Annotated in this window: 29 protein-coding genes and 1 other annotated feature; of the genes, 27 read left to right on the forward strand and 2 right to left on the reverse strand. The window is 37.1% G+C overall.

The window, feature by feature from the left end:
* Nucleotide 1 precedes the first annotated feature (1 nt).
* Nucleotides 2-430 carry an HIT family protein gene (locus tag IV36_RS00070; RefSeq protein WP_056990155.1) on the reverse strand — a complete coding sequence of 143 codons (429 nt, stop codon included), beginning with the start codon at nucleotides 428-430 and terminating at the stop codon, nucleotides 2-4.
* A gap of 139 nt (nucleotides 431-569) precedes the next feature.
* Between IV36_RS00070 and IV36_RS00075 the strand changes: the two genes are divergently transcribed.
* From IV36_RS00075 to trmB, 4 genes are all read left to right on the forward strand, one after another.
* Complete coding sequence (locus tag IV36_RS00075; RefSeq protein ID WP_056990156.1) at nucleotides 570-1,310, forward strand: ABC transporter ATP-binding protein; 741 nt, start codon at nucleotides 570-572, stop codon at nucleotides 1,308-1,310.
* On the forward strand, nucleotides 1,303-2,508 hold the full coding sequence (locus IV36_RS00080) for an ABC transporter permease (RefSeq protein WP_056990157.1): 1,206 nt from the start codon (nucleotides 1,303-1,305) through the stop codon (nucleotides 2,506-2,508). The genes IV36_RS00075 and IV36_RS00080 overlap by 8 nt, the downstream gene beginning before the upstream one ends.
* A 72-nt stretch (nucleotides 2,509-2,580) precedes the next feature.
* Nucleotides 2,581-3,375: a phosphotransferase family protein gene (locus IV36_RS00085; protein ID WP_003690448.1), complete on the forward strand. Its 795-nt coding sequence runs from the start codon at nucleotides 2,581-2,583 to the stop codon at nucleotides 3,373-3,375.
* A 142-nt stretch (nucleotides 3,376-3,517) separates the two neighbouring features.
* Complete coding sequence (gene trmB, locus IV36_RS00090) at nucleotides 3,518-4,165, forward strand: tRNA (guanosine(46)-N7)-methyltransferase TrmB (RefSeq protein WP_056990158.1); 648 nt, start codon at nucleotides 3,518-3,520, stop codon at nucleotides 4,163-4,165.
* Nucleotides 4,166-4,205: 40 nt separating this feature from the next.
* Here the strand turns inward: trmB and IV36_RS00095 are convergent, their stop codons facing one another.
* A complete protein-coding gene (locus IV36_RS00095) occupies nucleotides 4,206-4,538 on the reverse strand; it encodes a hypothetical protein (RefSeq protein WP_003690452.1) in 333 nt (110 codons plus the stop codon).
* A gap of 168 nt (nucleotides 4,539-4,706) precedes the next feature.
* Between IV36_RS00095 and IV36_RS00100 the strand changes: the two genes are divergently transcribed.
* The 23 genes from IV36_RS00100 (at nucleotide 4,707) to IV36_RS00210 (ending at nucleotide 26,309) form a co-directional block, all read left to right on the forward strand.
* Nucleotides 4,707-5,027 (forward strand): thioredoxin family protein, encoded by a 321-nt coding sequence (locus tag IV36_RS00100; RefSeq protein ID WP_003690454.1) that lies wholly within the window; start codon nucleotides 4,707-4,709, stop codon nucleotides 5,025-5,027.
* 62 nt (nucleotides 5,028-5,089) lie between these two features.
* Nucleotides 5,090-5,701, forward strand: a complete 612-nt coding sequence (gene ytpR, locus IV36_RS00105) for a YtpR family tRNA-binding protein (RefSeq protein ID WP_056990159.1) — start codon at nucleotides 5,090-5,092, stop codon at nucleotides 5,699-5,701.
* Between the two features lie 153 nt (nucleotides 5,702-5,854).
* Entirely contained in the window at nucleotides 5,855-8,077 is a 2,223-nt protein-coding gene (locus IV36_RS00110) for a DNA translocase FtsK (RefSeq protein ID WP_056990160.1), read from the forward strand.
* A gap of 74 nt (nucleotides 8,078-8,151) precedes the next feature.
* Nucleotides 8,152-9,483, forward strand: a complete 1,332-nt coding sequence (murC, locus tag IV36_RS00115) for a UDP-N-acetylmuramate--L-alanine ligase (RefSeq protein ID WP_056990161.1) — start codon at nucleotides 8,152-8,154, stop codon at nucleotides 9,481-9,483.
* A 284-nt stretch (nucleotides 9,484-9,767) separates the two neighbouring features.
* The gene (locus tag IV36_RS00120; RefSeq protein ID WP_003690471.1) at nucleotides 9,768-10,253 is read left to right on the forward strand and encodes a MaoC/PaaZ C-terminal domain-containing protein; all 486 of its coding nucleotides are present in this window, start codon (nucleotides 9,768-9,770) and stop codon (nucleotides 10,251-10,253) included.
* A complete protein-coding gene (locus tag IV36_RS00125; RefSeq protein ID WP_056990162.1) occupies nucleotides 10,253-10,948 on the forward strand; it encodes a Bax inhibitor-1/YccA family protein in 696 nt (231 codons plus the stop codon). Before IV36_RS00120 ends, IV36_RS00125 begins: the two co-directional genes overlap by 1 nt.
* Nucleotides 10,949-11,093: 145 nt before the next feature.
* A complete protein-coding gene (gene polA, locus IV36_RS00130; protein ID WP_056990163.1) occupies nucleotides 11,094-13,775 on the forward strand; it encodes a DNA polymerase I in 2,682 nt (893 codons plus the stop codon).
* A gap of 21 nt (nucleotides 13,776-13,796) precedes the next feature.
* Nucleotides 13,797-14,624 carry a DNA-formamidopyrimidine glycosylase gene (mutM, locus tag IV36_RS00135; RefSeq protein WP_056990164.1) on the forward strand — a complete coding sequence of 276 codons (828 nt, stop codon included), beginning with the start codon at nucleotides 13,797-13,799 and terminating at the stop codon, nucleotides 14,622-14,624.
* Nucleotides 14,625-15,224: a dephospho-CoA kinase gene (coaE, locus tag IV36_RS00140; protein ID WP_056990165.1), complete on the forward strand. Its 600-nt coding sequence runs from the start codon at nucleotides 14,625-14,627 to the stop codon at nucleotides 15,222-15,224. It abuts the gene before it with no gap.
* A 35-nt stretch (nucleotides 15,225-15,259) separates the two neighbouring features.
* Complete coding sequence (nrdR, locus tag IV36_RS00145) at nucleotides 15,260-15,754, forward strand: transcriptional regulator NrdR (RefSeq protein ID WP_003690481.1); 495 nt, start codon at nucleotides 15,260-15,262, stop codon at nucleotides 15,752-15,754.
* 17 nt (nucleotides 15,755-15,771) lie between these two features.
* Nucleotides 15,772-17,145: a DnaD domain protein gene (locus IV36_RS00150; protein WP_056990323.1), complete on the forward strand. Its 1,374-nt coding sequence runs from the start codon at nucleotides 15,772-15,774 to the stop codon at nucleotides 17,143-17,145.
* A gap of 15 nt (nucleotides 17,146-17,160) precedes the next feature.
* Complete coding sequence (gene dnaI, locus IV36_RS00155; protein WP_056990166.1) at nucleotides 17,161-18,078, forward strand: primosomal protein DnaI; 918 nt, start codon at nucleotides 17,161-17,163, stop codon at nucleotides 18,076-18,078.
* A 313-nt stretch (nucleotides 18,079-18,391) separates the two neighbouring features.
* A complete protein-coding gene (thrS, locus tag IV36_RS00160) occupies nucleotides 18,392-20,329 on the forward strand; it encodes a threonine--tRNA ligase (protein WP_056990167.1) in 1,938 nt (645 codons plus the stop codon).
* Nucleotides 20,330-20,370: 41 nt separating this feature from the next.
* Nucleotides 20,371-20,505 (forward strand) — a sequence feature (ribosomal protein L20 leader region).
* Nucleotides 20,506-20,549: 44 nt separating this feature from the next.
* Entirely contained in the window at nucleotides 20,550-21,050 is a 501-nt protein-coding gene (infC, locus tag IV36_RS00165) for a translation initiation factor IF-3 (protein ID WP_003690490.1), read from the forward strand.
* Between the two features lie 30 nt (nucleotides 21,051-21,080).
* Nucleotides 21,081-21,281, forward strand: a complete 201-nt coding sequence (gene rpmI, locus IV36_RS00170; RefSeq protein WP_003690491.1) for a 50S ribosomal protein L35 — start codon at nucleotides 21,081-21,083, stop codon at nucleotides 21,279-21,281.
* 93 nt (nucleotides 21,282-21,374) lie between these two features.
* The gene (gene rplT, locus IV36_RS00175) at nucleotides 21,375-21,734 is read left to right on the forward strand and encodes a 50S ribosomal protein L20 (RefSeq protein WP_003690493.1); all 360 of its coding nucleotides are present in this window, start codon (nucleotides 21,375-21,377) and stop codon (nucleotides 21,732-21,734) included.
* Between the two features lie 243 nt (nucleotides 21,735-21,977).
* Nucleotides 21,978-22,511 carry a YqeG family HAD IIIA-type phosphatase gene (locus IV36_RS00180; RefSeq protein ID WP_056990168.1) on the forward strand — a complete coding sequence of 178 codons (534 nt, stop codon included), beginning with the start codon at nucleotides 21,978-21,980 and terminating at the stop codon, nucleotides 22,509-22,511.
* A complete protein-coding gene (gene yqeH / locus IV36_RS00185) occupies nucleotides 22,504-23,622 on the forward strand; it encodes a ribosome biogenesis GTPase YqeH (protein WP_056990169.1) in 1,119 nt (372 codons plus the stop codon). Before IV36_RS00180 ends, yqeH begins: the two co-directional genes overlap by 8 nt.
* A 10-nt stretch (nucleotides 23,623-23,632) precedes the next feature.
* Nucleotides 23,633-23,947 (forward strand): ribosome assembly RNA-binding protein YhbY, encoded by a 315-nt coding sequence (gene yhbY, locus IV36_RS00190; RefSeq protein ID WP_056990170.1) that lies wholly within the window; start codon nucleotides 23,633-23,635, stop codon nucleotides 23,945-23,947.
* A 28-nt stretch (nucleotides 23,948-23,975) separates the two neighbouring features.
* Nucleotides 23,976-24,617: a nicotinate-nucleotide adenylyltransferase gene (locus IV36_RS00195; protein WP_056990171.1), complete on the forward strand. Its 642-nt coding sequence runs from the start codon at nucleotides 23,976-23,978 to the stop codon at nucleotides 24,615-24,617.
* The gene (gene yqeK, locus IV36_RS00200) at nucleotides 24,610-25,203 is read left to right on the forward strand and encodes a bis(5'-nucleosyl)-tetraphosphatase (symmetrical) YqeK (RefSeq protein WP_056990172.1); all 594 of its coding nucleotides are present in this window, start codon (nucleotides 24,610-24,612) and stop codon (nucleotides 25,201-25,203) included. Before IV36_RS00195 ends, yqeK begins: the two co-directional genes overlap by 8 nt.
* Before the next feature lie 12 nt (nucleotides 25,204-25,215).
* Nucleotides 25,216-25,572 (forward strand): ribosome silencing factor, encoded by a 357-nt coding sequence (gene rsfS / locus IV36_RS00205; RefSeq protein ID WP_010077880.1) that lies wholly within the window; start codon nucleotides 25,216-25,218, stop codon nucleotides 25,570-25,572.
* Complete coding sequence (locus IV36_RS00210) at nucleotides 25,572-26,309, forward strand: class I SAM-dependent DNA methyltransferase (RefSeq protein WP_056990173.1); 738 nt, start codon at nucleotides 25,572-25,574, stop codon at nucleotides 26,307-26,309. Before rsfS ends, IV36_RS00210 begins: the two co-directional genes overlap by 1 nt.
* Nucleotides 26,310-26,318: the final 9 nt, after the last annotated feature.

The raw sequence follows: 26,318 nt of genomic DNA on the forward strand, positions 1-26,318 counted from the left end.
ATTAGTCCTCCAAATTTTCATGAATACGATCTGCAATTTCTTGTAATTCATCCGAAGAATATTTTTCTGAATTATCTTTAAAAGTCATTGCAAATGAATCGGTATCAGCAAATCTTGGGATGAAATGAAAATGTGAGTGGAAGACAGATTGATATGCAATTGCCCCATTATTATTCACGATATTAAGTCCTAAGATTTGTGGATTACTTTTCTTAATGGCCCGCGCAATTACGGGTATTTTTGGCAGAATTGTTTGAGCTAGTGACTCATCATACTCAAAAATATTAGCGATATGCTTTTTTGGTATGAGTAGAGTGTGGCCCGGTGTTGTTTGCGAAATGTCTAGAAATACCTTAATATCATCATCTTCATACACAGAAACACTTGGAATTGTACCATCAATAATTTTACAAAAAATGCAATCGTTCATTATAGAAGAACCTTCTTTCAGCTAAGTATTTATTTTAGTATACAATAACACACCTTTATGATGGAAATTTTAAAATAATTTGAAATTATCAGTTTATGTTATAATTTTCAATAATTGAAGTGAAAGGAACTATAAATCTATGACTTTAAAAATAAATGGACTCGTGGGCGGATATTCGCGAATACCAGTGCTGAAGGATATCTCATTTGAAGTTAATTCGGGCCAGTTGGTCGGACTAATAGGATTGAATGGTGCTGGAAAGTCAACGACAATTAATCATATTATTGGGTTACTTGAGCCACAAAAGGGAAATATTACAATTGATGATATCAAATTAAAAGATAATCCCAAGGCATACAAGGGAAAATTGGCTTATATGCCGGAAATGCCAGTTTTGTATCAAGAATTGACATTAAAAGAACATTTGGAATTGACTATTATGGCTTACAATTTGGATCCAGCAGATACTTGGAAAAGGGCAAATGAGTTGTTGAAAACTTTTCGTCTCGATAATAAGTTGGATTGGTTTCCTGCGAACTTTTCAAAGGGAATGCGGCAAAAGGTAATGATAGTGTGTGCTTTTATGACAAAAGCACAAGTTTATGTCATTGATGAACCATTCTTAGGACTAGATCCATTGGCAACTCGAGATTTGTTGAACTTGGTGGATACTGAGAAAAAAAGGGGAGCGGCCATTTTAATGTCTACACATGTCCTCAGTACAGCACAAGAATATTGTGATTACTTTGTCTTACTTCATCAGGGGAAAATTAGAGCTCAGGGCGATCTTGAGGAGCTAAGAAGTATTTTCAACGATAAGCAAGCATCACTGACTGATATTTATCTTGGAATGACGCAGGATGGGCATGCCAATGAATGAAATTTGGAATAGAAGATTAAAAAAATATCAAAGTATGCTATTGCGCTATTCAAAATATATTTTGAATGATCATTTTGTTTTAGCTTTGCTATTCTTTGCTGGCGGCTTAGGACTTGCATACTCAAATTTTGTGAGAAATTTGCCTCAAAAAGCTTTTTGGTGGGAACAACCTATTCTGATCATAATTCTTTTTCTGTTGCTGCATGTTGGTAAGTTAGCAAGTTTGCTGGAGGAAGCAGATAAAATCTTTCTTTTACCCAAGGATTACCAGATGAAGGATTATCTTAAGCTAGCCTTGAAACATTCCACGTTAGTATCCTGTGCTACACAGTTAATATGTATGCTAGTGTTAGCACCATTTATTCTACGAGGACTGCAGTGGAGTTTTGGGATGTGGTGCACTCTTCTGGTAGTACAATGCTTGTTGAAGCTGAGTTGTCTGACTCTTGTGGTAACAAGTGCCTATGACACTAATGTAAAGCAGTTTTTACAACAGTTTTGTTTTCGACTGACTTTGTTAATAGTGTTAGCAGTTGGTCTTTACCTAAATTTGATACTTAGCTTGCTCTTTTCGTTGATTTTGGCAGTAGTAACTAATTATTTTTTCAACAAGGCATCTCAGAGACATGTCTTCAAGTGGAACGATGTTGTTGTATATGAAAAGGGAAGATTAATGACCTTGTATCGTTTTATAAACATGTTCACAGATGTTCCACAGATAGTTGGTCAAACTAAACGACGTAAAATTTTTGATTTTTTATTACGTAGTACATCTGGAAATATTTACCTTTTCCTGTATAGCAGAAGTTTTATTAGACAAAGCAGTTTTAGTGGCCTATTTTTACGCCTATTATTTTTAGCAGGCATTATTATTTTTTTCTCACCGAATTACCTATTTAGTCTGTTGATAGCTTGTTTGTTTCTTTATCTAATAGGAATTCAATTGTTTGGTCTGTATCTTACTTTTGAAGATAATGTTTTTACTCACATTTATCCAATTGATGAAAGTCAGCAGAGCTTCGCATTCAAAAAATTGCTGCGTAAAATCTTGCTGCTTGCATGGATAATATTAAATGTTATTGCTGTAGCAAAGCCACTTTTCAAGGTAGAATATTTGCTGATTCCAGTTATTTCGCTGGGTGAGATATATTTAATAACGGGTATTTTTTTGAGAAATTATATCAAAAAAAATACTTGACACTTGTGACATGAATTTGTATCCTTGTTTAAGGATTATGGGATTATGGACTTGTAGAGGAGACTTGCCAATATGGATTTCAGATTGGATGACGGTTGGCAGATTCATCCGCTCGGGGGTAATACTGGAACTGCTTATATGGGCGTTAAGGAGCAGGAAAAGTTATTTATTAAGAGAAATACTTCACCTTTTCTTGCAGCACTGTCATTGGAAGAAATCACACCAAGGCTGGTATGGACAAAGCACATTTCGACCGGTGATACGCTGACTGCACAAGAATGGTTAAATGGAAGATGTCTTTCTAAGGAAGAGATGGGACAGAAAAATGTTGCATGTTTGTTGGCCAGGGTTCATCGGTCTAAAATTCTTAGGAAGATGTTGCGTCAAGTAGGTGGAAGATATGTGTTTCCTGAAGAAATGCTCAGCAGCTATTTTCGAGGTTTGAGTTTGGAACTACGAACTCATCCCTTGCTTAAACAAGTTGCAAACCGGTTGCGGATGCATCAGCCAAAGCTAGATCATAGAGAATTTAAGGTTTCACATGGTGATTTGAATCATAAAAATTGGTTATTGTCAGATAGTGACAGATTATATTTAGTTGATTGGGAATCGGCAAGATTAGCAGACAGTGCACTGGATATTAGCATGTTAATGTGTCAATATGTCCCACGCGCGGAATGGAAACAATGGTTAACCGAGAAGTATGGAATTTCAATCACAGTAGGATTGAAACAAAGAATTAGTTGGTATTACATGGTTAATTTGCTTCTTTCTATAAAGAATGAGCATCAGCGTGGTCGTTTTTTTGAAATGAACCGAGACATATTACAATTAGCAGACTTTTTTGAGAAACAAGGCTTTATTTAATTTAAAATAATGAAAAGCCATAAATAGATGGTGAACATGTTTATACGAAATAATTAATAAGGGAGCTGGTTCAAAATATAACTTTTGACCCAGCCCCTTTATTTGAACGGTTGATCCTGTTCAGCTTGAAAGGAATGAAGAAATGCGTTTAAGAAATAAACCATGGGCAAAGCCGCTTATTGATAGCAACCCTGAGTTGATAGTAACTAAACCAGTAGAATATCGTGGTAAATGGGAAACAAGATTTGAGAAGAAAGCCCCACTGTTTATCGAGATTGGAATGGGTAAGGGTGGCTTTATAATGGAATTAGCGAGCAGGCACCCTGAAAACAACTATATTGGAATTGAGATCCAGACAACCGTTGCTGCGATTGTTCTGCGAAAACAGATAGAGGCGAAGTTGCCAAATTTACAATTAGTCTGTGCTAACGGTAGTGGTCTGAGCGAATATTTTGAAGAAAATGAAGTAGACGGAATTTATTTGAATTTTTCTGATCCATGGCCTAAAACAAGGCAAGAGAAAAGAAGATTGACTTATAAGTCATTTTTAAAGCAATATCAGTATGTATTGAATGATAAGGGAAGTTTAGAATTCAAGACTGATAATCGAGGCTTGTTTGAATATTCTTTAGTCAGTCTGAATAATTACGGAATGAAATTCAATCAAATCTTTTTAGATTTGCACAAAGATGAAGAGGCAATGATCGATAACGTTATGACTGAGTATGAAGATAAATTCAGTAAAAAAGGACAACCAATCTATAAGATTTCTGCTAGCTTCAAAAATTAACAAAAATCTTTTGGTTGTCCTAAAATAAAGGAGATACAGATTATAGATCAATTCTTTTCAGATTGAGGATGCTGCCAGTTTTGGCATCAGCTTGAAATTCATAGCGAACAATCTGATTATCTTCGAATCGTGAAATCCCACCCTGATAGATATCTGTCGTCAAGGCGAATTTTCGAATTTTTATGGGGTTAACAGATATCCAAGAATCTTGAACAGGCGTTTCATTTTGAAACGAGTTTTTGATATTGTTTAAAATCTGTTGGGGAGTGAGTTGTTCATTCTTTTTAAGAATGTTGCTGGCCTGTATGCCACCAACAAAACCAGTTAGCACACCAAACATCAACGGTAGAAACTTATTAAAAGTATTTGTCATAGCTAAACTCCTTACCAAATTTCTTATGATAAGTAATTATAGCACCAATAAGAATATTTAAACCACTAATTGCTTAACAAAATTAAAACAAATCGCTTTTTTTTGAGAATAAATAGTCTATAATGATGTTATCTAAAGAATATTAAGGTAATTGAGGAGGAATGAAAAATGGAACAATTTGGAAAAATGAATTTGGAAACATTAACGAACAAGCTTAAAAAGGGTTCTTATGTCCTATTTTTTTCTGCTGACTGGTGTTCAGACTGCAATTTTATTAAGCCGGCTCTTCCTACGATTGAAGCAGAGTATCCAGATTACAAATTTATTCACATTGATCGCGATGAAAACATTGATCTTTGCCAGGAAATGATGGTTATGGGAATTCCTAGCTTTATCGTTTATAAAAACGGTGAAGAGATCGCAAGATTTGTTAATAAAGATCGTAAAACAAAAGAAGAAGTTGAAACATTTTTGAATGAAGTCGCATAATTTTAAATGATAATGGGACTGTGTACATACGCAGTTCTTTTTTTGTGTAAAGGAGAAAAAGTATGTTAATCGCAAGCTATAATAAGGCACAAATTGGGGACATCCTTATAGTAATGCTTCATGAGGATGCACCTAGTCAGACAGTAGAAAAAAAAGATTCAATCGTTGAAATAAGCGATTCAAGTAATGGTACTAAATTAGGCTATAATTTTTTTGGAGTGGGAGAAAGGCTTGGGCTTACTGAGGCTGGTCAAGTCAAACTTAGTAATGAACAGGTAAATTTGTTGAATGAAATGCTCCAAAAGGCTGGATTTGAAGCTATTCTTGAGATTGATGAAACACCAAAGTTTGTAGTTGGACTAGTTGAAGAAATGACCGAACATCCAGACTCAGACCATTTGCATATCACGAAAACCAATATTGGCAGTGAAATTCTGCAAATTGTTTGCGGTGCACCTAATATTGCACAGAATCAGTTAGTGGTAGTTGCACGAGTTGGGGCCATGATGCCAAATGGCGAAGTAATCTGGCCTGGCAAGCTTCGCGGTGTTGAGAGTGATGGAATGATTTGTTCAGCCCGTGAATTACACTTACCAAATGCACCAAAAAAACGAGGGATTCTCGTTCTCCCAGCAGGTAAATTCCATCAAGGACAACCATTCTCAATTGATTAAATTTTTGCTGATTGAAATAAATGTATGGTAATATGCTTTCATGGGTATATTGACATTTTTAAGATTAGATATAGTAATAGTTGTCTTTAGCTCATGCGAACTGAAGACAACTTTTTTTAGAATAAAGTATTGTAAAAGTAAGGAAGAATAACAATGCAACATTATGATGGGCCAGCCTTTTATAGAAAACAAAATAAAAAAGTGAAGCCAAAAGTGAATGAAGAGCTGCCAAAAAGTGCTGATAAGATAAATAATAAAAAAAGCCAAGTCTTTCATCCTTCGTATGTCCCACCTTCTTTTGTCAGCTGGCAGTATCCTGCCAAAAAAAGAAAGCAAAAATATCAAAATCTATTTGAGCGACTTCAAAAAAAGGTAAATGACTATCTGCTTTTTGACGAGAGTGAGCCTGTTGAGAAAAGTAAAATAAAGATTATCGCAGAGAATGAACTTGATACACTGAATCAGAAAAGTGCAACAATCAAAACGCATGTAACAAAAGAGGCGCCAGCACTTGAAAGTAAACCGACGACTGTTGATAATTTCGACAATGATGAGAAGGACCATGTAGATAGTGCCACGGATAATGTCTTAAATAGACAGTATTTGTCTGAAAATAAGTCAGTTCAAGAAAAACCAGTCCAAGAAAAACCAGTTCAAGAAAAGTCTGAAGAAGCTATCAAAGATAATGGAGAACTGGACATAGTTAAAAGCACACCTGTCTCTGAAAAAAATGAGATGAACAAAACTGCGAGTGATGAAATAAAAGCAAAGCAAATTAATTTAAATGATAGAAATAAATCACAGGAAATTAGTGACAAACAGGATACAGGTGCAGAAACAACAGAAAAGGTCGACATGATTGATAATGTACCTGCGGGCATTCAGAAAGATGATACAGAAAAATCCATAGTAAATGTTAAAGAAAAACTGGAAGAAGCTACATCTGTCAGCGGATATGAATTTCCGGACATGAATTTACTTCCAAAGCCAGTTCAAGTAAACGATGATGTCCAAGATGAGTGGGTACTGGAACAAATCGATACTCTCAATGAGACACTGGAGGCATTTCATGTTGATGCGACGGTCAAAGATTGGACCATTGGGCCTGCTGTTACACAATTTGAATTAACGCTTGGAAGAGGTGTTAAAGTCAATAAGATTACTAACTTGATTGATGATCTAAAATTAGCATTGGCAGCTAAGGATATTCGAATTGAGGCACCAATTCCTGGACGAAGCAGTGTGGGGATTGAAATTCCAAATTTAAAGCCAAGACCGGTGATGTTGTCCGAAGTTTTAAATTCTACTGCTTTTGCAAGTAAAAGCTCACCGCTGACGGTGGCACTAGGAGTTAATCTGTCTGGAGAATCTATTGTGACTGATTTAAGAAAGATGCCCCACGGATTAATAGCAGGTGCGACTGGTTCTGGAAAATCGGTTTTCATAAATAGTATCTTGATTTCTTTACTGTATAAGGCTACACCGCGGCAAGTCAAGCTATTATTAATTGACCCTAAAGCTGTTGAAATGGCACCCTACCACGATATTCCGCATCTCTTGGCACCAGTCATTTCTGATCCAGTTGCCGCGTCAGCAGCACTAAAATGGGTAGTTGAAGAAATGGAAGAAAGATATCAAAAACTGGCCGCTGCAGGTGTCAGAAATATTGAAGGATTCAATAAAAAAGTGATTGATCATGAAGATTATGGGCTGCAAATGCCATACATTGTGATAATTATTGATGAACTGGCTGATTTGATGATGATAGCTTCATCAGAAGTGCAAGACTATATTGCCAGAATTACACAAAAAGCCCGAGCAGCAGGAATTCATCTACTAATTGCAACTCAACGTCCAAGTGTTGATGTGATAACTGGAACAATCAAAAATAATATTCCAACAAGGGTAGCCTTTATGGTTTCCAGCCAAATTGATTCAAGAACTATCATTGATACAGCTGGAGCAGAACGACTTCTTGGAAGAGGGGATATGTTATACCTTGGCAATGGGGCAAGTCAGCCTATGAGACTACAAGGAACTTATGTTCAAAATGAGGTCGAGAGTATCACGGATTTTGTGCGTACTCAAGGACAGCCTCAGTACGCTTTTGATCCGGATGGTTTAAAAAAACAAAACGTTCAAAATAAACAAGAAGATGAAATCTTGCCTGAAGTTCTGGACTGCCTTGTAAATGAAGATAGTATTTCCACATCGAAGTTGCAACGAATATTCGCAATTGGTTATAATAGAGCTGCCAATATTATTGATACATTGGAGGAGCGAAGATACATCTCTCCAGCGAGAGGATCTAAACCAAGAGACGTCTATCTTACACAGGAAGGATTAGACAAGCTCAGGGAAAATAATGATTATTGAAAAGAAATCACGCCTGTTTTGTGGTAAACTAAAGCGGTGGTTTTATTTAATTAAAGAAAAGAGAGGACAATAATATGGATACAGAAACCACCTATTATTTTGTAGGGATCAAGGGAACGGGCATGAGTTCATTAGCCTTACTTTTACATGATAAAGGATTAAAAGTTATTGGTTCTGATATTGAAAAATATACTTTTACACAACGAGGACTAGAATTAGCGGGAATAAAAATATTGCCCTTTGATGAAAAAAATATTCGAAAAGGTTTGACAATTATTCAAGGTAATGCTTTTGGTGATGATCATCCTGAAATAAAAAAGGCCAAGGAAATTGGTATTGAAGTTATTACATATCCTGATTTTTTGGAGAAAATCGTAGAAAATACAACAAGTATCGGAATTGCAGGGGCACACGGAAAGACAAGTACTACAGGATTATTAGCACATGTCTTGGGTGGAGTTGCACCAACTAGTTATTTAATTGGTGATGGTTCCGGCAAGGGTGTGCCTGATGCACGTTTCTTTGTTTTTGAAGCTGATGAATATCGTCGTCATTTTGTTGCGTATCATCCCGATTATGTGGTTATGACCAACGTAGATTTTGATCATCCTGATTACTTCACAGGAATTGAAGATGTTTTTGATGCTTTTGAAACTTTGGCTAAGCAGACCAAAAAAGGAATCTTTGCTTGGGGAGAAGACAAATATTTAAGGAATCTAAAGGCAGATGTTCCAGTTCATTACTATGGAACTTCTGCAGATAATGAGTTCAGAGCAACGAATATCAAGCGTGCAACAACAGGTTCGACTTTTGATGTTTATCATTACGATGAATATTTAGGTACTTACGAGATTCCAATTTTTGGTGAACACAATGTGTTAAACAGTCTCGCTGTAATTGCAGTATCTTACTTTGAAAAGGTTTCACAAGACGAAGTTAAACGTGAGTTATTGACTTATCAGGGCGTGAAAAGACGCTTCACTGAGAAGTTTGTTGCGGATATGACAATCATTGATGACTATGCTCATCATCCTTCAGAAATCAAGGCAACAATTGATGCTGCGCGTCAAAAATATCCAAATAAGAAAATTATTGCAGTTTTTCAGCCACACACGTTCAGCAGGACAATTGCTTTGATGGACGATTTTGCAACTAGTCTAAATCTTGCTGATAAAGTATACTTGACTGAAATTTTCAGTTCGATTCGTGAACATGGTGGAAATGTTTCAAGTACTGATCTAGGCAATAGGATTACAAAGGGTGGAGAAGTGTTGAAGGTTGATAATATGTCTCCATTGCTTGATTTTCATGATGCTGTTGTTGTGTTTATGGGTGCTGGTGATATTCAAAAATATGAATATGCTTATGAAAAACTATTAAGTAGTTTAAGCCCCAAAAATAATTAAATTTGTAGAGAACTTTTTTATATAAACATTGCTGGGAGCTAAGTCAAAGGCTAACTTTTGACTTAGCTCCCTTATTTATTCCAAATAAATGGCCTCGTAAGTCAAGTTTCTTCGTTTGAACTTAAAGCACTCATATTACTATGTCTGTGTTCGAAATTTTGTCGTAGTAATCAAATTTTACTAATCTATATCATATTTCATTTTTATTTTCATATCAGATGGATTGAGGCAATTCAAAGTATATGCTAGAATACTGTTAAGACTATATGGAGGTGTCGATATTAATGTCAGAAGATACTCATAGGCAGGGAAAAACGATTGATGATTTGAACGAAGGAGATTCGTTGACGGTTAATGAGAGTGTTTCGGATCGAGATATTTTGTTGTATTTAGGGATGACTAATGACAATAATCCGCTGTACATTCAAGATGAATATGCAAGAAGTATGGATTATAAGGCGGCAATAGTTCCACCAGTTTTATTGACAGGGATTATTACAAGGTCGGTATCAAAGTTACTTCCAGGTCCTGGAAGTCAGGTAGTCAATTTGTCAGTCAATTTTATTTTGCCGGTGTATCATGAAGAAGATGTGACCTTTACTTTTGAGGTCATAAAGGTAGACGACATGAAAGAAGTAGTCACGCTGGCCGTGACAGGTGTTAATGATGATAATTGTCGAATTGTTGATGCAGTCGTGATGGTTAGACCACCTGCTAAGGTAGCGTTGCTAGGGAATGATGAGAATGAAAGTGCAGAGGTGAGTGTATAATGGAGAATGGAAGAAAATTAGTAAGTAATACTGGTGTCAACGGGTTTCTAACAAAAATGTATGGGTTTATGGCTGGTGCAGTTGCAATTTCTGCATTGGTTGCATATCTAGTTTCGGATGTTTTCTACAATGAAGTTGCCACTTATATGGCTGAGCATCAGTTCATGATGTTTGTTTTGTTTGGCTTGCAGCTGTTGATTGCTGTAGGAATGTCCTTTAAGGCTGATAGGTCACCAGTTGCTTCAAGTTTCGGTCTTGTAGCTTTTGCTGTGATTCAGGGAGTCTTTTTTGGGCTCATAGTCTCTTTGTACGCTGCAAGTGATGTTACAATGGCTTTTGTAGGAGCTGCTGCAGTATTTGTTTCGATGGCTGTAATTGGAACGACGACTAAGAAAGATCTGTCAAGAATTGGAACACATGCATTAGCAGCCTTGATTGCTTTGGTTATTGTTTCAATTATTAACATCTTTTTACAGAGTACAATGATCACGTTTGTTTTCTCATTTGTTGGGGTGGTTATTTTTACTGCTTTAACTGCTTGGGATGCTCAAAAATTCAGAACATTGTATTTGCAAACAAGGGGTCAGGTTTCTGGAACTAATTTGGCATTAATGGGTGCTTTGCAACTTTACTTAGACTTTGTTAACCTCTTTATTAGTCTCTTGAATATTTTTACAGGTTTTAATAACAAGTAAGATAATATTGTATTAAAAAAACTTCGCTGGGAGAAGAATCTTAGCGAAGCTTTTTTTTGTAGAACGGAGTCGTCGATTTCTATTAATGGCTACGATAGTTTGTTAAAATAAGAGATGACGATAATATATCAAAGGAGCTAATTGAATGAATAAACAAAAGAAATTATTGCTCGTTGATGGTAATAGTGTTGCATTTCGTGCTTTTTTTGCACTCCATCAATCACTTGAAAGATTTGTGAATCATAACGGTCTACATACCACTGCTATATATGGCTTTAAAAACATGCTGGATAAGATCATCGAAAAAGTTCAACCTACTTATATTTTGGTAGCATTTGACGCGGGTAAAAAGACATTCAGGACCGAAAAATTCGATGAATACAAGGAGGGACGTTCTAAGACACCAAGTGAACTTTCTGAGCAATTTCCATATATAAGAAACTTATTAACTGCTTATGGAATTAAAAGTTATGAATTAGCAAATTTTGAGGCAGATGATATTATTGGTACATTGGCGTATGAAGCGGAAAATCAAGGTTTCAAGGTTACGGTTGTGACGGGAGATCGTGATTTGACACAACTTACAACTGATAAAACGACGGTGGCAGTTACTCAAAAGGGTGTCACAGAAGTTGAGGAATACACTCCAGCGCATGTATTTGAGAAATTTGGAATTAGACCCGATCAAATTATTGATATGAAGGGATTAGTCGGAGATAATTCGGATAACTATCCTGGAGTAACAAAAGTTGGTGAAAAAACTGCGATTAAGTTACTAAAGCAATTTGAAACAATCGAAGGAATTTACGAGAATTTAGATAGTATTAAGGCTTCTAAGATGAAAGAACACTTAATTGAGGATCGCAAACTGGCTTTCTTATGCAAGGATTTGGCAAGAATACTAAGAAATGCTCCTATTGAGGTTACGGTTGATGATGCAAAATGGTCAGGACCAGTGGAAGAAGAATTAAGATCATTCTACGAAGAAATGGATTTCAAGAGCTTCCTTGCTAAAATGAGTTTTTCCAGTAGCGATAATAATTCACAGACAAAGCAAAACAAGACTCCTAAGTTAGAGTATCAGAAGTTGGATAAGCAAAGTAGCAGCGAGATAGTCTTTGAAAAGAATACAACTATTTCTTTTTATCTGGAGATGAGTGGTGAGAATTATCACCAAGCACAATTCGCTGGTTTTGCTCTTAAAGTGGGTTCAAAGATATATGTTAGTCGTGATGTAGAAATTCTGAAGGAAGCAAACATCAAGGATTTACTGGAAAACAAAACCGTAAAAATTGACTTATTTGACGGTAAACGAACTTTTGTTGGCCTTAAGCGACTAGGCATTGACCTTGCAAGTGTCGATTTTGATATGTTGCTTGTATCATATTTGTTAGACTCAAGTGACAATAATAATGACTTTGGCAAATTAGCACATCAACACGACTATTTTGATGTTGCAAGTGATGAGGAAGTATATGGCAAGGGAGCAAAGTACCAAATTCCTGCAGAAGATGACATATTTTTTGAACATTTGGCTGGAAAAGTTCAGGCAATTGAACAGCTGAAGGAAAGCTTAATGAAAAAGCTTTATGAAAATAAACAGGAAGAACTTTATTTTGAAATTGAACGTCCGCTTTCTTTGGTTTTAGGAGAAATGGAAGTTGCTGGAATCAGATTGGATAAAAGCAGACTTGAAGAAATGAGCAGTAAACTGAAGGAAAGATTAACGGAATTGGAGCAGGCAATCCACACTGAAGCTGGAGAAAATTTTAATATTAATTCACCTAAACAGCTAGGCGTAATTTTATTTGAAAAATTGAAATTACCTGTGATTAAGAAGACAAAGACTGGGTATTCGACTGCAGTAGGAGTGTTGGAAGAGCTAAGAGGAATGGCTCCGATCATCGATAATATTTTGAAGTATCGGCAAGTTGCAAAGATTCAGTCAACCTATGTTGAAGGTTTGCTGAAAGTTGTTTCGCAAAAAGATGGTAAGGTCCATACTAGATATACTCAGACGCTCACGGCAACAGGGAGACTGTCATCTGTTGATCCTAACCTGCAAAATATTCCTGTGAGACTAGAAGAAGGACGACAAATCAGAAAGGCATTTGTCCCCGAAAAAGCTGGCTGGGAGATTTTTTCATCAGATTATTCGCAAATCGAATTGCGGGTTCTGGCACATATCTCTCATGATAAAAATATGCAAGCTGCCTTTAATGAAGGGGCTGATATCCATGCAAATACCGCAATACAAATATTCGGATTGGATTCGGCTTCTGAAGTCACAAGCAACATGCGAAGACAGGCGAAGGCCGTTAACTTTGGAATTGTGTACGGAATAAGTGACTATGGATTAGCACAAAATATTGGAATTACGCGTAAACAAGCAAAGAGCTTCATAACGCGTTACTTTGAGATTTTTCCTGGAGTAAAGCAATATATGGATGAGATCGTGGAGAAAGCCCATGAACAAGGATATGTTGAAACATTGTTTAAGAGACGGAGATATTTACCTGAAATTAAGAGTAAAAACTTTAATTTGCGTTCCTTTGCAGAAAGAACGGCTATGAATACGCCAATTCAGGGGAGTGCTGCAGATATTATCAAGGTTGCTATGATAAATATGCAAAAAATGCTTAGAAGAGAAAAGTTTGAAGCAAAAATGTTATTACAAGTGCATGATGAATTAATTTTTGAAGTGCCGGACAAAGAGATTGCGGCACTGGAAAAGTTTGTACCAAAAGTAATGGATCAAGCAGTTTCCTTGGAAGTTCCACTTAAAGTTGAAAGTGCACATGGGAAAACATGGTTTGATGCAAAATAAGGATTTGAGAAGGAGATAAAAATGCCCGAGTTACCTGAAGTTGAGACCGTACGCCAAGGATTGCGCCAATTAGTGTTGAATAAAAAAATTCGCAATGTGATCGTTCTTTATCCCAAAATAATAAATGGTGATACTAATGTTTTTATTGAAACACTTGAGGGGCTAACGATCAAAGAGATCAAGCGGCGCGGTAAGTACTTAATTTTTAATTTTGATGAAGACATCTCAATGGTTTCTCATTTACGAATGGAAGGAAAGTATTTTGTGAGACAAGCTGGTGATGAGGTGGAGAAACACACCCATATTATTTTTGAATTCACAGATGGCAAGCAACTTAGATATAATGATGTTCGTAAATTCGGAAGAATGGAATTAGTCAAAACGGATAAGGTTTCTGATTTAAAAAGCTTAAAAAAATTGGGTCCAGAACCGACCACAAGCGATTTTAGTGTGGAAGATTTTGCAGATAAATTGAAAAAGAAAAATAAGATGATTAAGCCTGCACTACTTGACCAGAACTTGGTCGCGGGTTTGGGCAACATCTATGTTGATGAGGTTTTGTGGATGAGCAAAATAAATCCAGAGACGATTGCCAGCCATCTGAGTAAGAATGAAATTAAGACTTTGCATGATGCAATTATTACTGAATTAGCAAAAGCAGTGAAAGCTGGAGGAACAACTATTAGGAGTTATACAAATGCATTTGAAAATTCTGGATTGTTCCAATTTGAACTGAATGCATATGGTAGAACAGGTGAACCCTGTCGCAGATGTGGCACATTAATAAAAAAAATAGTTGTTGCTCAAAGAGGCACCCACTATTGTCCAAGTTGTCAGAAGGTGGAATAGATGACATATATTCTGGGGTTAACTGGAGGAATTGCATCTGGTAAATCAACAGTCAGCCGTTTTTTAAGAGAAAAAGGTGCAAGAATTATCGATGGAGATGTTGTTGCGCGTGAAGTCGTTCAAAAAAATAGTATTGGTTTAAATGAAATCGTGAAAATTTTTGGAGAAAATTACTTAACGAGTACAGGCGAATTAAATCGCAAGAAGCTGGGCTCGCTGGTGTTTAATGACAAAAGTAAATTAAAGCAATTAACTGATATTACGGGGCCGTTAATTCATAAGCAGATTGAGAATTTGGTTGCCGAAGCCAAAAAGACAAATTGCAGATTGCTGGTATTAGATATCCCATTACTTTTTGAAGGCAATTATCAAAATTATTGTGACAGTGTCATGTGTGTTTGGATTCCCCAAAAGTTGCAGATAGAGCGCATGATGGCAAGAAATGGATACACTGAGAAGCAAGCACAGCAACGAATTTTGAGTCAAATGTCAAATGATGAGAGATGTTCATTAGCCGATGTTTTAATTGATAATTCTAAACAAGTTGAAGAAACACTTGAGCAAGTGCTAAAATGGCTAGAGACAATGGATTTAGTGTAGCTATATTAAGGGTATAAAATAATGAGGTGAAAAATATGAGATGTCCCAAGTGCCATCATAATGGTTCGCGAGTAGTTGATAGTCGTCCGGCAGATGATGGTCATGTAATTAGAAGACGCCGTGAGTGTGAAGCTTGTGGCTTTAGATTTACAACGTTTGAGCGTATTGAGGTTACTCCGCTCCTAGTAATCAAGAAAGATGGGACACGCGATGAATTCAATCGTGAGAAGATTATACGGGGGATTATTAGAGCTGCCGAAAAGAGACCAGTTGGCATGGATCAGATTACGCAAATTGTTGATGATGTTGAAAATAAGGTGCGTTCACTTGGAGAAAGTGAAGTTTCCAGTCAGCTGATTGGAGAATATGTAATGGGGATGTTGGCAGATGTTGATGAAATATCTTATATCCGTTTTGCAAGTGTTTATAGACAGTTTAAAGATATGCGTGTATTCCTAAAGGAACTGCAAGAGATGATGGCGCGGGATAAAAAGAATCTTTCAAGTGAAGACGACGAAAAGAATGAATAAGAAGGGTGTGAGTGCAGATGGTTGTTGAGGAGAGAGACTTTACACCTAAAGATGGATTCGTAGTATATACAAGGCAAAAACTATACGAATCCCAATTGGAAGTAGCTTTAAAACTTTATCAACCATTGATTGGAACGGTAAGCTTTAGTCTGTATGCTCTCTTGCGGACAATGGTGCAGTCTGATTTGCATCTCTCGAACCGGAAAATGCATAGTGAATTATTTGATTTACTTGGTGTAGGCACACAAACTTTTTACGAGGCTAGGTGCAAGCTGGAAGCAATCGGGTTGCTTAGAACGTTTGAGCAAAGCGATGAACTTGGCAAATTAGTAATTTATGAGATTCAGGAGCCGCAAAGACCTGAGAATTTTTTTGCGGATGATTTATTGCGAAGTCTGTTGCTTGAAACAGTTGGTGAAAGAATCTTTAAGGAGCTCCAAGACTATTTTTTCTTTTCACCAATTGAGAAGGAAAAGGCAGTTGAGACTACTAAACATTTTCTTGAGGTATTCACGGTGCAGCCGCAAACTTTGAATGAAGGTAAAAACCTGCTGGAGCCTGATCAGTCAGGATTACATGGGAATAAGCTTAAACAAATTTCTAACTTGGATGAAGATTTCCTAAAGCAGCTTATTGAACATTCCTTCATTGACAGTAAACAAGTTTTTGATAATTACCAGAGGATAGCAGCCGCAAATGCAGTCTATGGGCTGGATGAGCTGGTATTAGTAAGATTGCTTGAAGAAGCTGCAAATGTTGCAACAAATCAAGTTGATTTTGATTTATTTTGGAAATTAGTTCATGAGAAATTCTCAAAACAAGATTCAAAACCGGCATTGACTATTAATTCAGTAGATGATGCACCCAAGAAATCAGCAAATAAAAAGCAGAAAATAATAAAAAGTGAAGATCAAGAACTATTGGATGCAAGTAGGGCATATGCTCCCGCAGAATTTCTGCAGGAGTTGAAGCGTGAGAAAGGCTCGTTTGTAACCGGTTCAGAAAGAAACATCATTGAATGGGTCGTACAAAAAAATCTTTTCCAGGCTGACATAATAAATATTTTAATTCATTACATGATTGTTGACCGTGGAATGGCAACTTTAAATCGGGCCTTTTTTGAGGCAGTAATTGCTGATTGGAGTCAAAAAAAGATTAATACACCAGAAGAAGCGATGCTCCAGGTGCGGAATTTCAATGCACCTAAAAAACAAAATTCAGTGTATGTGAAGGCACAAAGATACACAGGCAACAAGAAAGTTGTGCAAAAAGAGAAACTACCGGACTGGGCTAAAAGCGAATATGTCTCAGAAAACAGATCGGTCTTGAGCAAGGAAGAACAAGAAAAGTTGAAAAAAAGATTGAGCAGATTTAAGAAAAGAATCGACTAAAAAGGAGGTGGGAAGATGAAGGACGTTGGTGAAGAAATGGCACAGCAGCTTCGCAATAGAAACTGGATAAAGAATTACAAAGAGTTAATTGACGATGCTTTTGCAGATGAGGAAGTCAAGGCTTTTGTGAAGGAAAATCAATTGTCTCAGACGGAATTAGCACGCAGCGCCAGTAAAGTCTATGAATTTGTCAGCATAAAAAGACAGATTAAAAATGGAGAAGTCACACCTGCTCCGGGCTATCAACCACAACTGATCCTGAGTAATCACTTAATAGATGTTGCATATGTTCCGAGTGAAGAATTGATGAAGAGTAAAAAACAAGCGGAAATCAGAGCACGAGTCAGAACACTCAACATGCCAAAGGCAATTAGAACTGCCCAGCTGGCAGACTTTGATATAACTGGACGCGAAGCGATTGCTCAAGCGGCAGCAGATTTTATTGATACGTATACTGCTAATCCGCAAAAATTTATTCAAGGAATGTATTTGCAAGGAAGTTTCGGTGTTGGAAAAACGTATCTCTTAGGTGCAATCGCGAATGGACTTGCAGAAGAGGGATTTCGCTCAACAATGCTTCATTTTCCATCTTTTGCTGTTGAAGTTAAAGGTGCAATTGGTTCGAACAATGTTGTTGAAAAAATTGATAGCATAAAGAAAGCACCTGTCTTGATGTTGGATGACATCGGGGCCGATCAGTTGTCGAGCTGGCTAAGAGATGATGTTCTGGGAATTATTCTGCAATACCGCATGCAAGAGGAGTTGCCAACTTTCTTTAGTTCAAATCTTTCAATGCAAGATTTATTGGAACAATATTTAACGGTCAATAATCGTGGAGAAGCCGAGCCACTTAAAGCCCGCAGAATAATGGAACGTATTGTATTTTTGAGTAAAGAATATACGATGATTGGCAGGAACAGAAGACATTCATAAATTATAATTTAAGGCTTGAATGATTTATGCAATAGTGGTTTAATAGTGGTTGAGTAATATACTTGAGGACAAAAGGTTGTTCAAGTCAGGGATGAATGGCATTAACTGCAAGCCGCTCAGCAGAACAACTTACCACCTCTATGATGAATTTATTCCAATGTTGATTGGAACGGGTCGAACCTGTTGAAAACGATTTGAGAGATTTTTGATATCTGAATTTGGGTGGAACCACGCTAATTGCGTCCCTAGTGTACTTTTTAAAGTATGCTAAGGACTTTTTATTTTGTTAATTATTTTAAAGGAGAGATGGATTATGGTTAAAGTTAAGTTCCCCGATGGGGCTATTAAAGAATTTGAAAATGGGGCAACTGTTGAAACCGTTGCTCAATCAATAAGTACAAGTCTTGCTAAAAAAGCAGTTGCCGGTCGTTACAATGGCAAACTGATTGATTTTAACGCACCTTTAGAGGCTGATGGGGAAATTGAAATTATTACAAAGGATTCTGAAGATGGATTGAAGGTTTTGTGGCAGACAGCTTCCTTATTGTTGGGTGCATCACTATCGGATCTATATTCAGAAATGAAATTTGGTGAGGGCAGCGTTAGTGAGCACGGTTTCTTCCTTGATACAGATAACGCAGCTGGTCAAGTTGCTGAAACTGAATTTGAAAAAATTACACAAAAGATGCAAGAAATCGTGAAATCTGGGGCAAAAGTTGAACGCCTGGTAGTTGATGAAAAAGAAGCATTGTCGTTAGTAGATGGTGATGCCTATCGCATGGAGTTTGTTAAGGAAGCTGCTGTTTCTGGCAAAGTTATTTTACACAAATTAGGTAATTTTGTAGATGTTTCTGCAGGTGCATATTTGGAAAAGGTTAGCTCAATTAAGATCTTTAAACTACTTTCGGTGGCTGGTGCATATTGGAAGGGTGCTTCAAGCAATCCAATGCTACAACGTATTTATGGAACTGCTTTTTATAAACAAAAAGAATTAGATGCAGAGTTGCAAAGAAGACAAGAAGCACGCGAACGTGACCACCGTGTGATTGGAAATGACTTGGACTTGTTCTTTGTTGATCCTAAGGCTGGTGCTGGCTTGCCATATTGGATGCCTAATGGTGCCACAATTCGCCGTACAATTGAACGCTACATTATTGATAAAGAAGTATCTCGTGGTTATGAGCACGTGTATACACCAGTTCTTGCTAACCTAGATTTGTACAAGCAGTCAGGACATTGGGACCATTATCGTGAGGATATGTTTCCTCCAATGGATATGGGTGATGGTGAGTTATTGGAATTACGGCCAATGAACTGTCCTTCACATATTCAAATATATAACCATCATATTCGTTCATATCGTGATCTTCCTTTGAGAATTGCCGAATTAGGAATGATGCACCGTTATGAGAAATCTGGTGCACTTACAGGATTATCACGTGTTCGTGAAATGACATTGAATGATGGACATACATTTGTTACACCTGACCAAATTGAAGAGGAATTTAAAAACACCTTGCAATTGATGGTTTCAGTATATGCTGATTTTGACATTACCGACTATCGTTTCCGTTTGAGCTACCGTGATCCCAAAAATACGCATAAGTACTTTGATGATGATGAAATGTGGGAAAAATCACAAAAGATGCTCAAATCTGCAATGGATGACTTGGGTCTAGATTACTTTGAAGCAGAAGGCGAAGCTGCCTTTTATGGTCCTAAGCTTGATGTTCAGACGAAGACAGCCTTAGGCGGTGAGGAGACTTTGTCAACGATTCAATTAGATTTCTTATTGCCTGAGAAATTCGATTTGCACTACATCGGTGCAGATGGTGAAGAACATCGTCCTGTTATGATCCATCGCGGCATTGTTTCAACAATGGAGCGATTTACAGCTTATTTGACAGAAATGTATAAGGGGGCATTCCCAACTTGGTTGTCACCAAAACAAGTTACAATTATTCCTGTCAAAAATGATTTACACTTGTCATACTGTGAAAAGCTGCGTGATCGTTTGGCAGCTGCCAATGTACGTGTATCAATCGATGATCGTAATGAAAAGATGGGTTACAAGGTGCGTCAGGCTCAGGTTACCAAAGTGCCTTATATCCTTGTTGTGGGTGATCAAGAGGTTGCTTCCAATGAAGTTGCAGTGCGTCGTTATGGCGAGAAAAAGACTGTTAATGTGACAAAGGATGAATTTGTTAATGAAATTTTAGCTGATATTGCTAGTTACAGTCGTACAAATTAATACTTGACTTTAATTTGGTAACAATGTATAGTTAGAGAGTTGAGAAAAAGCAGAAGCAACCCGCTTCTCGCCTAGCGAACTGATAGTTCACGGGCAGATGATTATTTATTTCGAATTGATGAAGTGAAGATTAGTCCGGGTAGCTTTTTGTAAGCTATCCGGTTTTTTCTGCGTTTTCTCTGATATTAAACGGAGGTGAAGCATCATAGCAGTAGATAAGATGGTAAATGAAGGCATACGTGCAAGTGAATTGCGCTTAATTGCCAGTGATGGTTCCCAACTTGGGGTTAAAACCAAACAAGAAGCACTAACGCTAGCTGAACAATCTAGTCTAGATCTCGTTTTAGTTGCTCCAAAGGCGAAACCACCTGTTGCCAGAATTATGGATTATGGTAAGTATCGGTTTGAACTGCAAAAGAAACAACGTGAAGCAAGAAAGAATCAAAAGGTCATCAATGTTAAAGAAGTTCGTTTGAGTCCAACTATTGACACAAATGACTTTAATACTAAATTGAATAATGCGCTTAAATTCCTTGGAAAGGGAGATAAGGTAAAGGTATCAATCCGCTTTAAGGGACGCGCAATTACTCATAAAGAAATCGGTTATGATGTTTTGAATCGATTTGCAAAAGCAGTTGAAGAAGTTGCAACTGTTGAATCGAGAGCAAAAATGGATGGACGCAGCATGTTCATGATGCTGGCACCTAAAGCCGAAAAATAGGTTTTAATATAGTAGGAGGAAGAAAGTATTATGCCAAAACAAAAAACACATCGTGCATCAGCAAAACGTTTCAAGCGTACAGGGGATGGCGGATTAAAGCGCTCAAACGCTTTTACAAGTCACCGTTTCCACGGAAAGACAAAGAAGCAACGTCGTCAATTACGCAAGGCATCAATGGTATCTAGCTCAGATATGAAGCGTATCAAGCAGATGCTTTCACAAATGAACTAATTAAAATAAAATTGATGATGAGGTCTTGAAGAAAAGACCGTTTCGAAGGTGTACTAAAGATAAACACCTCGAATATATAAGGGAGGAATTATCATGCCACGTGTTAAAGGTGGAACAGTTACGCGTCAACGTCGTAAAAGAATGATTAAATTAGCAAAAGGGTACCGTGGTTCAAAACATATTCAATTTAAGGTAGCTAAGCAACAAGTTATGAAGTCATACTTGTATGCTTTCCGTGATCGTCGTAAGACGAAGACAAACTTCCGTAAGTTATGGATTGCTCGTATCAATGCAGCTGCTCGTATGAATGGTATTAGCTACAGCAAATTAATGCATGGCTTGAAGCTTGCTGAGATTGAAGTTAACCGTAAGATGTTAGCTGACCTTGCAATTAGTGATAATGCAGCATTTACAGCACTTGTTGAAGAAGCAAAGCAAGCATTAGCAAAATAATTTGCAGATATGTAAGAGAGCGTGATATAAGTCGGTAGATTAGAGCGCTAACTACTCGAAATTTTACCTCATGAACCACGTTTATACGTACGTTATCAATAAAGGGGCTGCTGGTCATAACTTTTGACCCAGCCCCCTTTGTTTTACATTGAGAAATTTATTAATAAACGTAATTTTTTTGCTTTAAGTAGGGTTCATAGAATATAATTAACAAGCAAAAGGATTAATATAGGAGTGAACCAAATGTTGACTCGTTTCAAACCAACTTGGATGATTACCTCAATATACGAGATAACTCCAGATGAAATTAAGGAAATGGGCATTAAAGTAATCTTAACCGACCTAGACAATACACTGATTGCATGGAATAATCCAGATGGTACTCCCAAGTTGCGCGAGTGGCTTGAGATTATGAATAATGAAAAGATCCCAGTCGTTGTTGTTTCCAATAATAATAAAAAGCGTGTTGCTCAAGCAGTTGAACCGCTAGGGCTGCCTTTTATTGCACGTGCGATGAAACCACTAACTAAGGGAATCAATGAAGCTAAGAAGAAATTAGATCTAGAAGACAGTCAGATTGTCCTAGTTGGTGACCAATTACTTACAGATGTCGCAGCAGCAAATGCAGCTAAAATAAGAAGCATCTGGGTCAAACCACTTGTTGAGACGGATGCATGGAATACAAAACTAAATCGGTTCTTAGAGAAAATAATTAAGAAAAGACTACAGAAAAAGAATATTATAAAAAAAGTTTGGGGGCATTCACTGAATGACTGATGAAACTGAGGCACTATACTGTATTGGATGTGGCTCATTAATTCAAAGCAACGATCCTGATGGGCTAGGTTATGTACCTGCTTCTGCTTTGAAGAAACAAGTTGAAACTAAGGAATTGTATTGTAAGAGGTGTTTTAGATTACGCCATTATAATGAAGTTTCAGATGTTAATTTAACAGATGATGATTTCTTGAAGATTTTGACACAAATTGGAGATACGGATGCATTGATTGTAAATGTGATTGATATCTTTGATTTCAGTGGGTCAATTATTCCTGGGATTCAACGCTATGTTGGTAAAAATCCAATCCTGATGGTTGGTAATAAGGAAGACTTGCTGCCCAAGTCACTTAAGCGTACAAAGTTGAAGGATTGGATTAGACAAAGTGCTAATTTAGTTGGGCTTAGACCAGTAGACGTGGCCTTGGTAAGTGCGGGAAAGAATCACGGAATAGCAACACTCCTTTCCTTAATCGAGAAGTATCGTGAAGGACGTGATGTATATGTCGTAGGGGTGACCAATGTTGGTAAGTCAACCTTGATTAATCAGATTATCAAACAGCAGACAGGAATAAATGAGTTAATTACTACATCACGCTTTCCAGGAACAACTCTTGATAAGATAGAGATACCACTGGATGATGAACATTTTTTAATTGATACTCCAGGAATTATTCACCAACATCAAATGGCACATTTTCTTAGCGGTAAGGAACTTAATGTTGCTTCACCACAAAAAGAAATAAAACCACGGGTATATCAGTTGAACGCAGGACAGACGCTTTTTCTTGGCGGGTTAGCCCGTTTTGATTATATTGCAGGTGAAAAGGATGGAATTGTTGTTTATACAGATAATAATTTGATGCTGCACCGAACAAAATTAGAAAATGCAGATACGTTGTATGAGAAACATGTTGGAGAAATGCTGCAGCCGCCTTCTGAAGAAACTTTGACAAAGTTACCCAAGTTGGTCAGATTTGAGTTTAAAACTGTCCAAAAGAGTGATTTAGTTTTTTCAGGGCTAGGCTGGATTACTGTTCCAGCTGGTGCTGTAGTTGCCGGATGGGCACCAAAGGGTGTATCTGTAACTATTAGACGTGCAATGATTTAAGGAGAAATAAATGAACTTATTAAGTGGAAAACAGAAGAAATTTTTAAAAACCAAGGCACATAATATGAGACCTATTTTTCAAGTTGGTAAAGAAGGTGTCTCGGATAAATGGGTTGAACAAATTAAAAATGCCTTGGATAAGCGCGAATTGATAAAGATTAATGTATTGCAAGGTTCAGATTTTGAAGCGAGCGAGGTTTCTGACTATTTAACAGAGAATACGGATATTATTGTTGTTCAAGTTATTGGCCATGTACTCGTTTTATATCGGCAATCATCCAAAGTAGAAAATCGCGAAATTTCGGCTGAATTACAAAATTTTTAATATGAGATATAATAGGGAGTGTCAATAGATGAATGTTAATACACTCGTTAAATCAGTTGTTCAGACTAAACCGATAGTTGAGCCAAATGAGAGTGGCAAGAAAAAACGAGTAGGCATATTAGGAGGTACTTTCAACCCCCCACATACGGGTCATCTGATAATTGCTGAGCAAGTTACGAGTCAACTTGATTTGGATGAGATGCTTTTTATGCCAGATGCTTTGCCGCCACATGTTGATCATAAAGATACGATAGCAGCCGAGGATAGAAGAAAGATGGTTGAGTTAAGTATTGCAGAAAATCCGCTTTTTGGTCTGGAGACTGCTGAGTTGGAACGTGGCGGAATAAGTTATACATTTGACACTATAGTTGAGTTAAAGAGAAAGCATCCTGATTATGAATATTATTTTGTTATTGGTGGAGATATGGTCGACTACCTTCCAAAATGGTACCGAATTGATGAACTAGTAAAATTAGTTCATTTTGTAGGAGTTGCTAGGACAGGATTTCCAAAGGAGAGCAAGTATCCTGTTATGTGGGTGGACGTACCACTGATTGAAATCAGCTCAACGCAAATCCGCTGGAATATCCAGCATAATTGTTCAATAAAATATTTGGTTCCTAAGGATGTAGAGCATTACATTAAGGAGGAAGGTCTCTATCTTGAGTGAGCAAGAGTATAGTGGTAAATATTTTCCAGGTACAAGAGCAGAATTGCTAGCTAAAGTTAAAAATAGTGTTAGTAACAAGCGCTATCGACATATATTAGGTGTTGAGCAGGCAGCAGTTAAAATTGCCAAGCTTAATAACTTTGATATTGAAAAAGCAAGTATAGCTGCCTTGGTGCATGATTACGCAAAAGAACGCAGCGCGGAAGAATTTAAGCAAGTTATAGCGGATAAGAACCTTGACGCAGACCTATTGAATTGGAATAATTATCTCTGGCATGGTGTTGTAGGTGCTGAGATCATTAAAGATGAGTTGCATATTGAAAATGAAGAAATCTTGAATGCAGTGAGGAGACATACCGTAGGTGCTGAGAACATGACTATCCTTGATAAAATCGTTTATGTTGCTGATTATGTTGAGAATGGCAGGGTATTTCCAGATGTCAATATTGCACGAACGTTAGCTTATAGCAATTTGGATGACGCTGTTGCATTTGAGACTAAACATACATTGGAATATCTAATTTCTACCAATGGTGTAGTGTATCCAGATGCGATTTTAACTTATAATAAATGGGTAGTTAAATAAAAGGAGAATTTAATGGATAGTAAAGAAATATTAAAAGTTGTTGTTGAGGCTGCTGACAGCAAGCGCGCCGAAGATATAGTTGCACTAGATGTCAGCAAAATTAGTTATTTGGCTGATTATTTTGTAATAATGCAAGCAGATTCTGAGCGTCAAGTTAAGGCAATTGTTGATAATATCGAAGAAGAAGTTGAAAAAGCCGGAATTGATATTAAACAAATTGAAGGAAAAAGTAGTGGTAATTGGATCTTAATTGATCTAAGGGATGTTGTTGTTCATGTGTTCAAGTCAGAAACAAGAGGCTTTTATAATCTTGAAAAACTTTGGGCTGATGCACCAATGGTCGAAGTTAAGGATTGGATTACGGAATAATGATCTACTCAACATTTGCACAAATCTATGACGAGTTAATGGATCCTGAGATCTATGATAATTGGGCGAAACTAGTTGATACAGTTACAGATAGACAACACAAGAAATTACTTGATTTGGCATGTGGTGCAGGCAGATTGGCAGTAATACTTGCTAAGAATGAATATCAAGTAACAGGTGTTGATTTGTCAGAAGAAATGTTGGCACTTGCGGAGGCTAGGGCCCGGGAAGAAGAAGTTAAATTAGAACTTCTAGGTGCAAACATGACTGACTTGAGTGGATTAGAAAACTTCGATATTGTGACGTGTGGGTTGGATTCACTGTGCTATCTTGCTGATGAAGGTGAACTGTCGCAGACTTTTCAGGAGGTCGCGGGTCATCTAAATGAGGATGGGGTATTTATTTTTGATGTAATCTCGCCATATCAGACTGATGTTGTTTATCCAGGTTATATGTATAATTATACGACACAGGAGCAAGCTTTTTTATGGGAGAGTTTTGCAGGTGAAGTTTCACATAGTGTTATACACGATTTGACCTTTTTTGTTGCAAATAAGGATAGGACAAGCTATCAGCGTTATGAAGAGACTCATTATGAACGAACTTACGATTTAAATGTTTACTTGGAGCTTCTTGCTGAGGCTGGATTTGATAAAGTCAAAGCTACTGCTGATTATGGCAATGGAAAAATCGATGATAAAACAACTCGTTTTTTCTTTGTCTGCCATAAGGCATAGGGAGGTACA

The sequence above is a fragment of the Liquorilactobacillus mali genome (genome assembly GCF_001437155.1).
Classification (GTDB): Bacteria; Bacillota; Bacilli; order Lactobacillales; family Lactobacillaceae; genus Liquorilactobacillus; species Liquorilactobacillus mali_A.

Bases quoted from the DNA above. Each gene is read 5' to 3' on its own strand.
- rplT (WP_003690493.1), top strand. From the start codon at position 21,375: ATGCCACGTGTTAAAGGTGGAACAGTTACGCGTCAACGTCGTAAAAGA.
- nrdR (WP_003690481.1), top strand. From the start codon at position 15,260: ATGAGATGTCCCAAGTGCCATCATAATGGTTCGCGAGTAGTTGATAGT.
- mutM (WP_056990164.1), top strand. From the start codon at position 13,797: ATGCCCGAGTTACCTGAAGTTGAGACCGTACGCCAAGGATTGCGCCAA.
- trmB (WP_056990158.1), top strand. From the start codon at position 3,518: ATGCGTTTAAGAAATAAACCATGGGCAAAGCCGCTTATTGATAGCAAC.
- IV36_RS00100 (WP_003690454.1), top strand. From the start codon at position 4,707: ATGGAACAATTTGGAAAAATGAATTTGGAAACATTAACGAACAAGCTT.
- dnaI (WP_056990166.1), top strand. From the start codon at position 17,161: ATGAAGGACGTTGGTGAAGAAATGGCACAGCAGCTTCGCAATAGAAAC.
- IV36_RS00110 (WP_056990160.1), top strand. From the start codon at position 5,855: ATGCAACATTATGATGGGCCAGCCTTTTATAGAAAACAAAATAAAAAA.
- rpmI (WP_003690491.1), top strand. From the start codon at position 21,081: ATGCCAAAACAAAAAACACATCGTGCATCAGCAAAACGTTTCAAGCGT.
- ytpR (WP_056990159.1), top strand. From the start codon at position 5,090: ATGTTAATCGCAAGCTATAATAAGGCACAAATTGGGGACATCCTTATA.
- infC (WP_003690490.1), top strand. From the start codon at position 20,550: ATGGTAAATGAAGGCATACGTGCAAGTGAATTGCGCTTAATTGCCAGT.
- IV36_RS00095 (WP_003690452.1), bottom strand. From the start codon at position 4,538: ATGACAAATACTTTTAATAAGTTTCTACCGTTGATGTTTGGTGTGCTA.
- polA (WP_056990163.1), top strand. From the start codon at position 11,094: ATGAATAAACAAAAGAAATTATTGCTCGTTGATGGTAATAGTGTTGCA.
- thrS (WP_056990167.1), top strand. From the start codon at position 18,392: ATGGTTAAAGTTAAGTTCCCCGATGGGGCTATTAAAGAATTTGAAAAT.
- murC (WP_056990161.1), top strand. From the start codon at position 8,152: ATGGATACAGAAACCACCTATTATTTTGTAGGGATCAAGGGAACGGGC.
- IV36_RS00080 (WP_056990157.1), top strand. From the start codon at position 1,303: ATGAATGAAATTTGGAATAGAAGATTAAAAAAATATCAAAGTATGCTA.
- yhbY (WP_056990170.1), top strand. From the start codon at position 23,633: ATGAACTTATTAAGTGGAAAACAGAAGAAATTTTTAAAAACCAAGGCA.
- yqeH (WP_056990169.1), top strand. From the start codon at position 22,504: ATGACTGATGAAACTGAGGCACTATACTGTATTGGATGTGGCTCATTA.
- IV36_RS00075 (WP_056990156.1), top strand. From the start codon at position 570: ATGACTTTAAAAATAAATGGACTCGTGGGCGGATATTCGCGAATACCA.
- IV36_RS00195 (WP_056990171.1), top strand. From the start codon at position 23,976: ATGAATGTTAATACACTCGTTAAATCAGTTGTTCAGACTAAACCGATA.
- IV36_RS00180 (WP_056990168.1), top strand. From the start codon at position 21,978: ATGTTGACTCGTTTCAAACCAACTTGGATGATTACCTCAATATACGAG.
- IV36_RS00085 (WP_003690448.1), top strand. From the start codon at position 2,581: ATGGATTTCAGATTGGATGACGGTTGGCAGATTCATCCGCTCGGGGGT.
- rsfS (WP_010077880.1), top strand. From the start codon at position 25,216: ATGGATAGTAAAGAAATATTAAAAGTTGTTGTTGAGGCTGCTGACAGC.
- IV36_RS00070 (WP_056990155.1), bottom strand. From the start codon at position 430: ATGAACGATTGCATTTTTTGTAAAATTATTGATGGTACAATTCCAAGT.
- coaE (WP_056990165.1), top strand. From the start codon at position 14,625: ATGACATATATTCTGGGGTTAACTGGAGGAATTGCATCTGGTAAATCA.
- IV36_RS00150 (WP_056990323.1), top strand. From the start codon at position 15,772: ATGGTTGTTGAGGAGAGAGACTTTACACCTAAAGATGGATTCGTAGTA.
- IV36_RS00125 (WP_056990162.1), top strand. From the start codon at position 10,253: ATGGAGAATGGAAGAAAATTAGTAAGTAATACTGGTGTCAACGGGTTT.
- IV36_RS00120 (WP_003690471.1), top strand. From the start codon at position 9,768: ATGTCAGAAGATACTCATAGGCAGGGAAAAACGATTGATGATTTGAAC.
- IV36_RS00210 (WP_056990173.1), top strand. From the start codon at position 25,572: ATGATCTACTCAACATTTGCACAAATCTATGACGAGTTAATGGATCCT.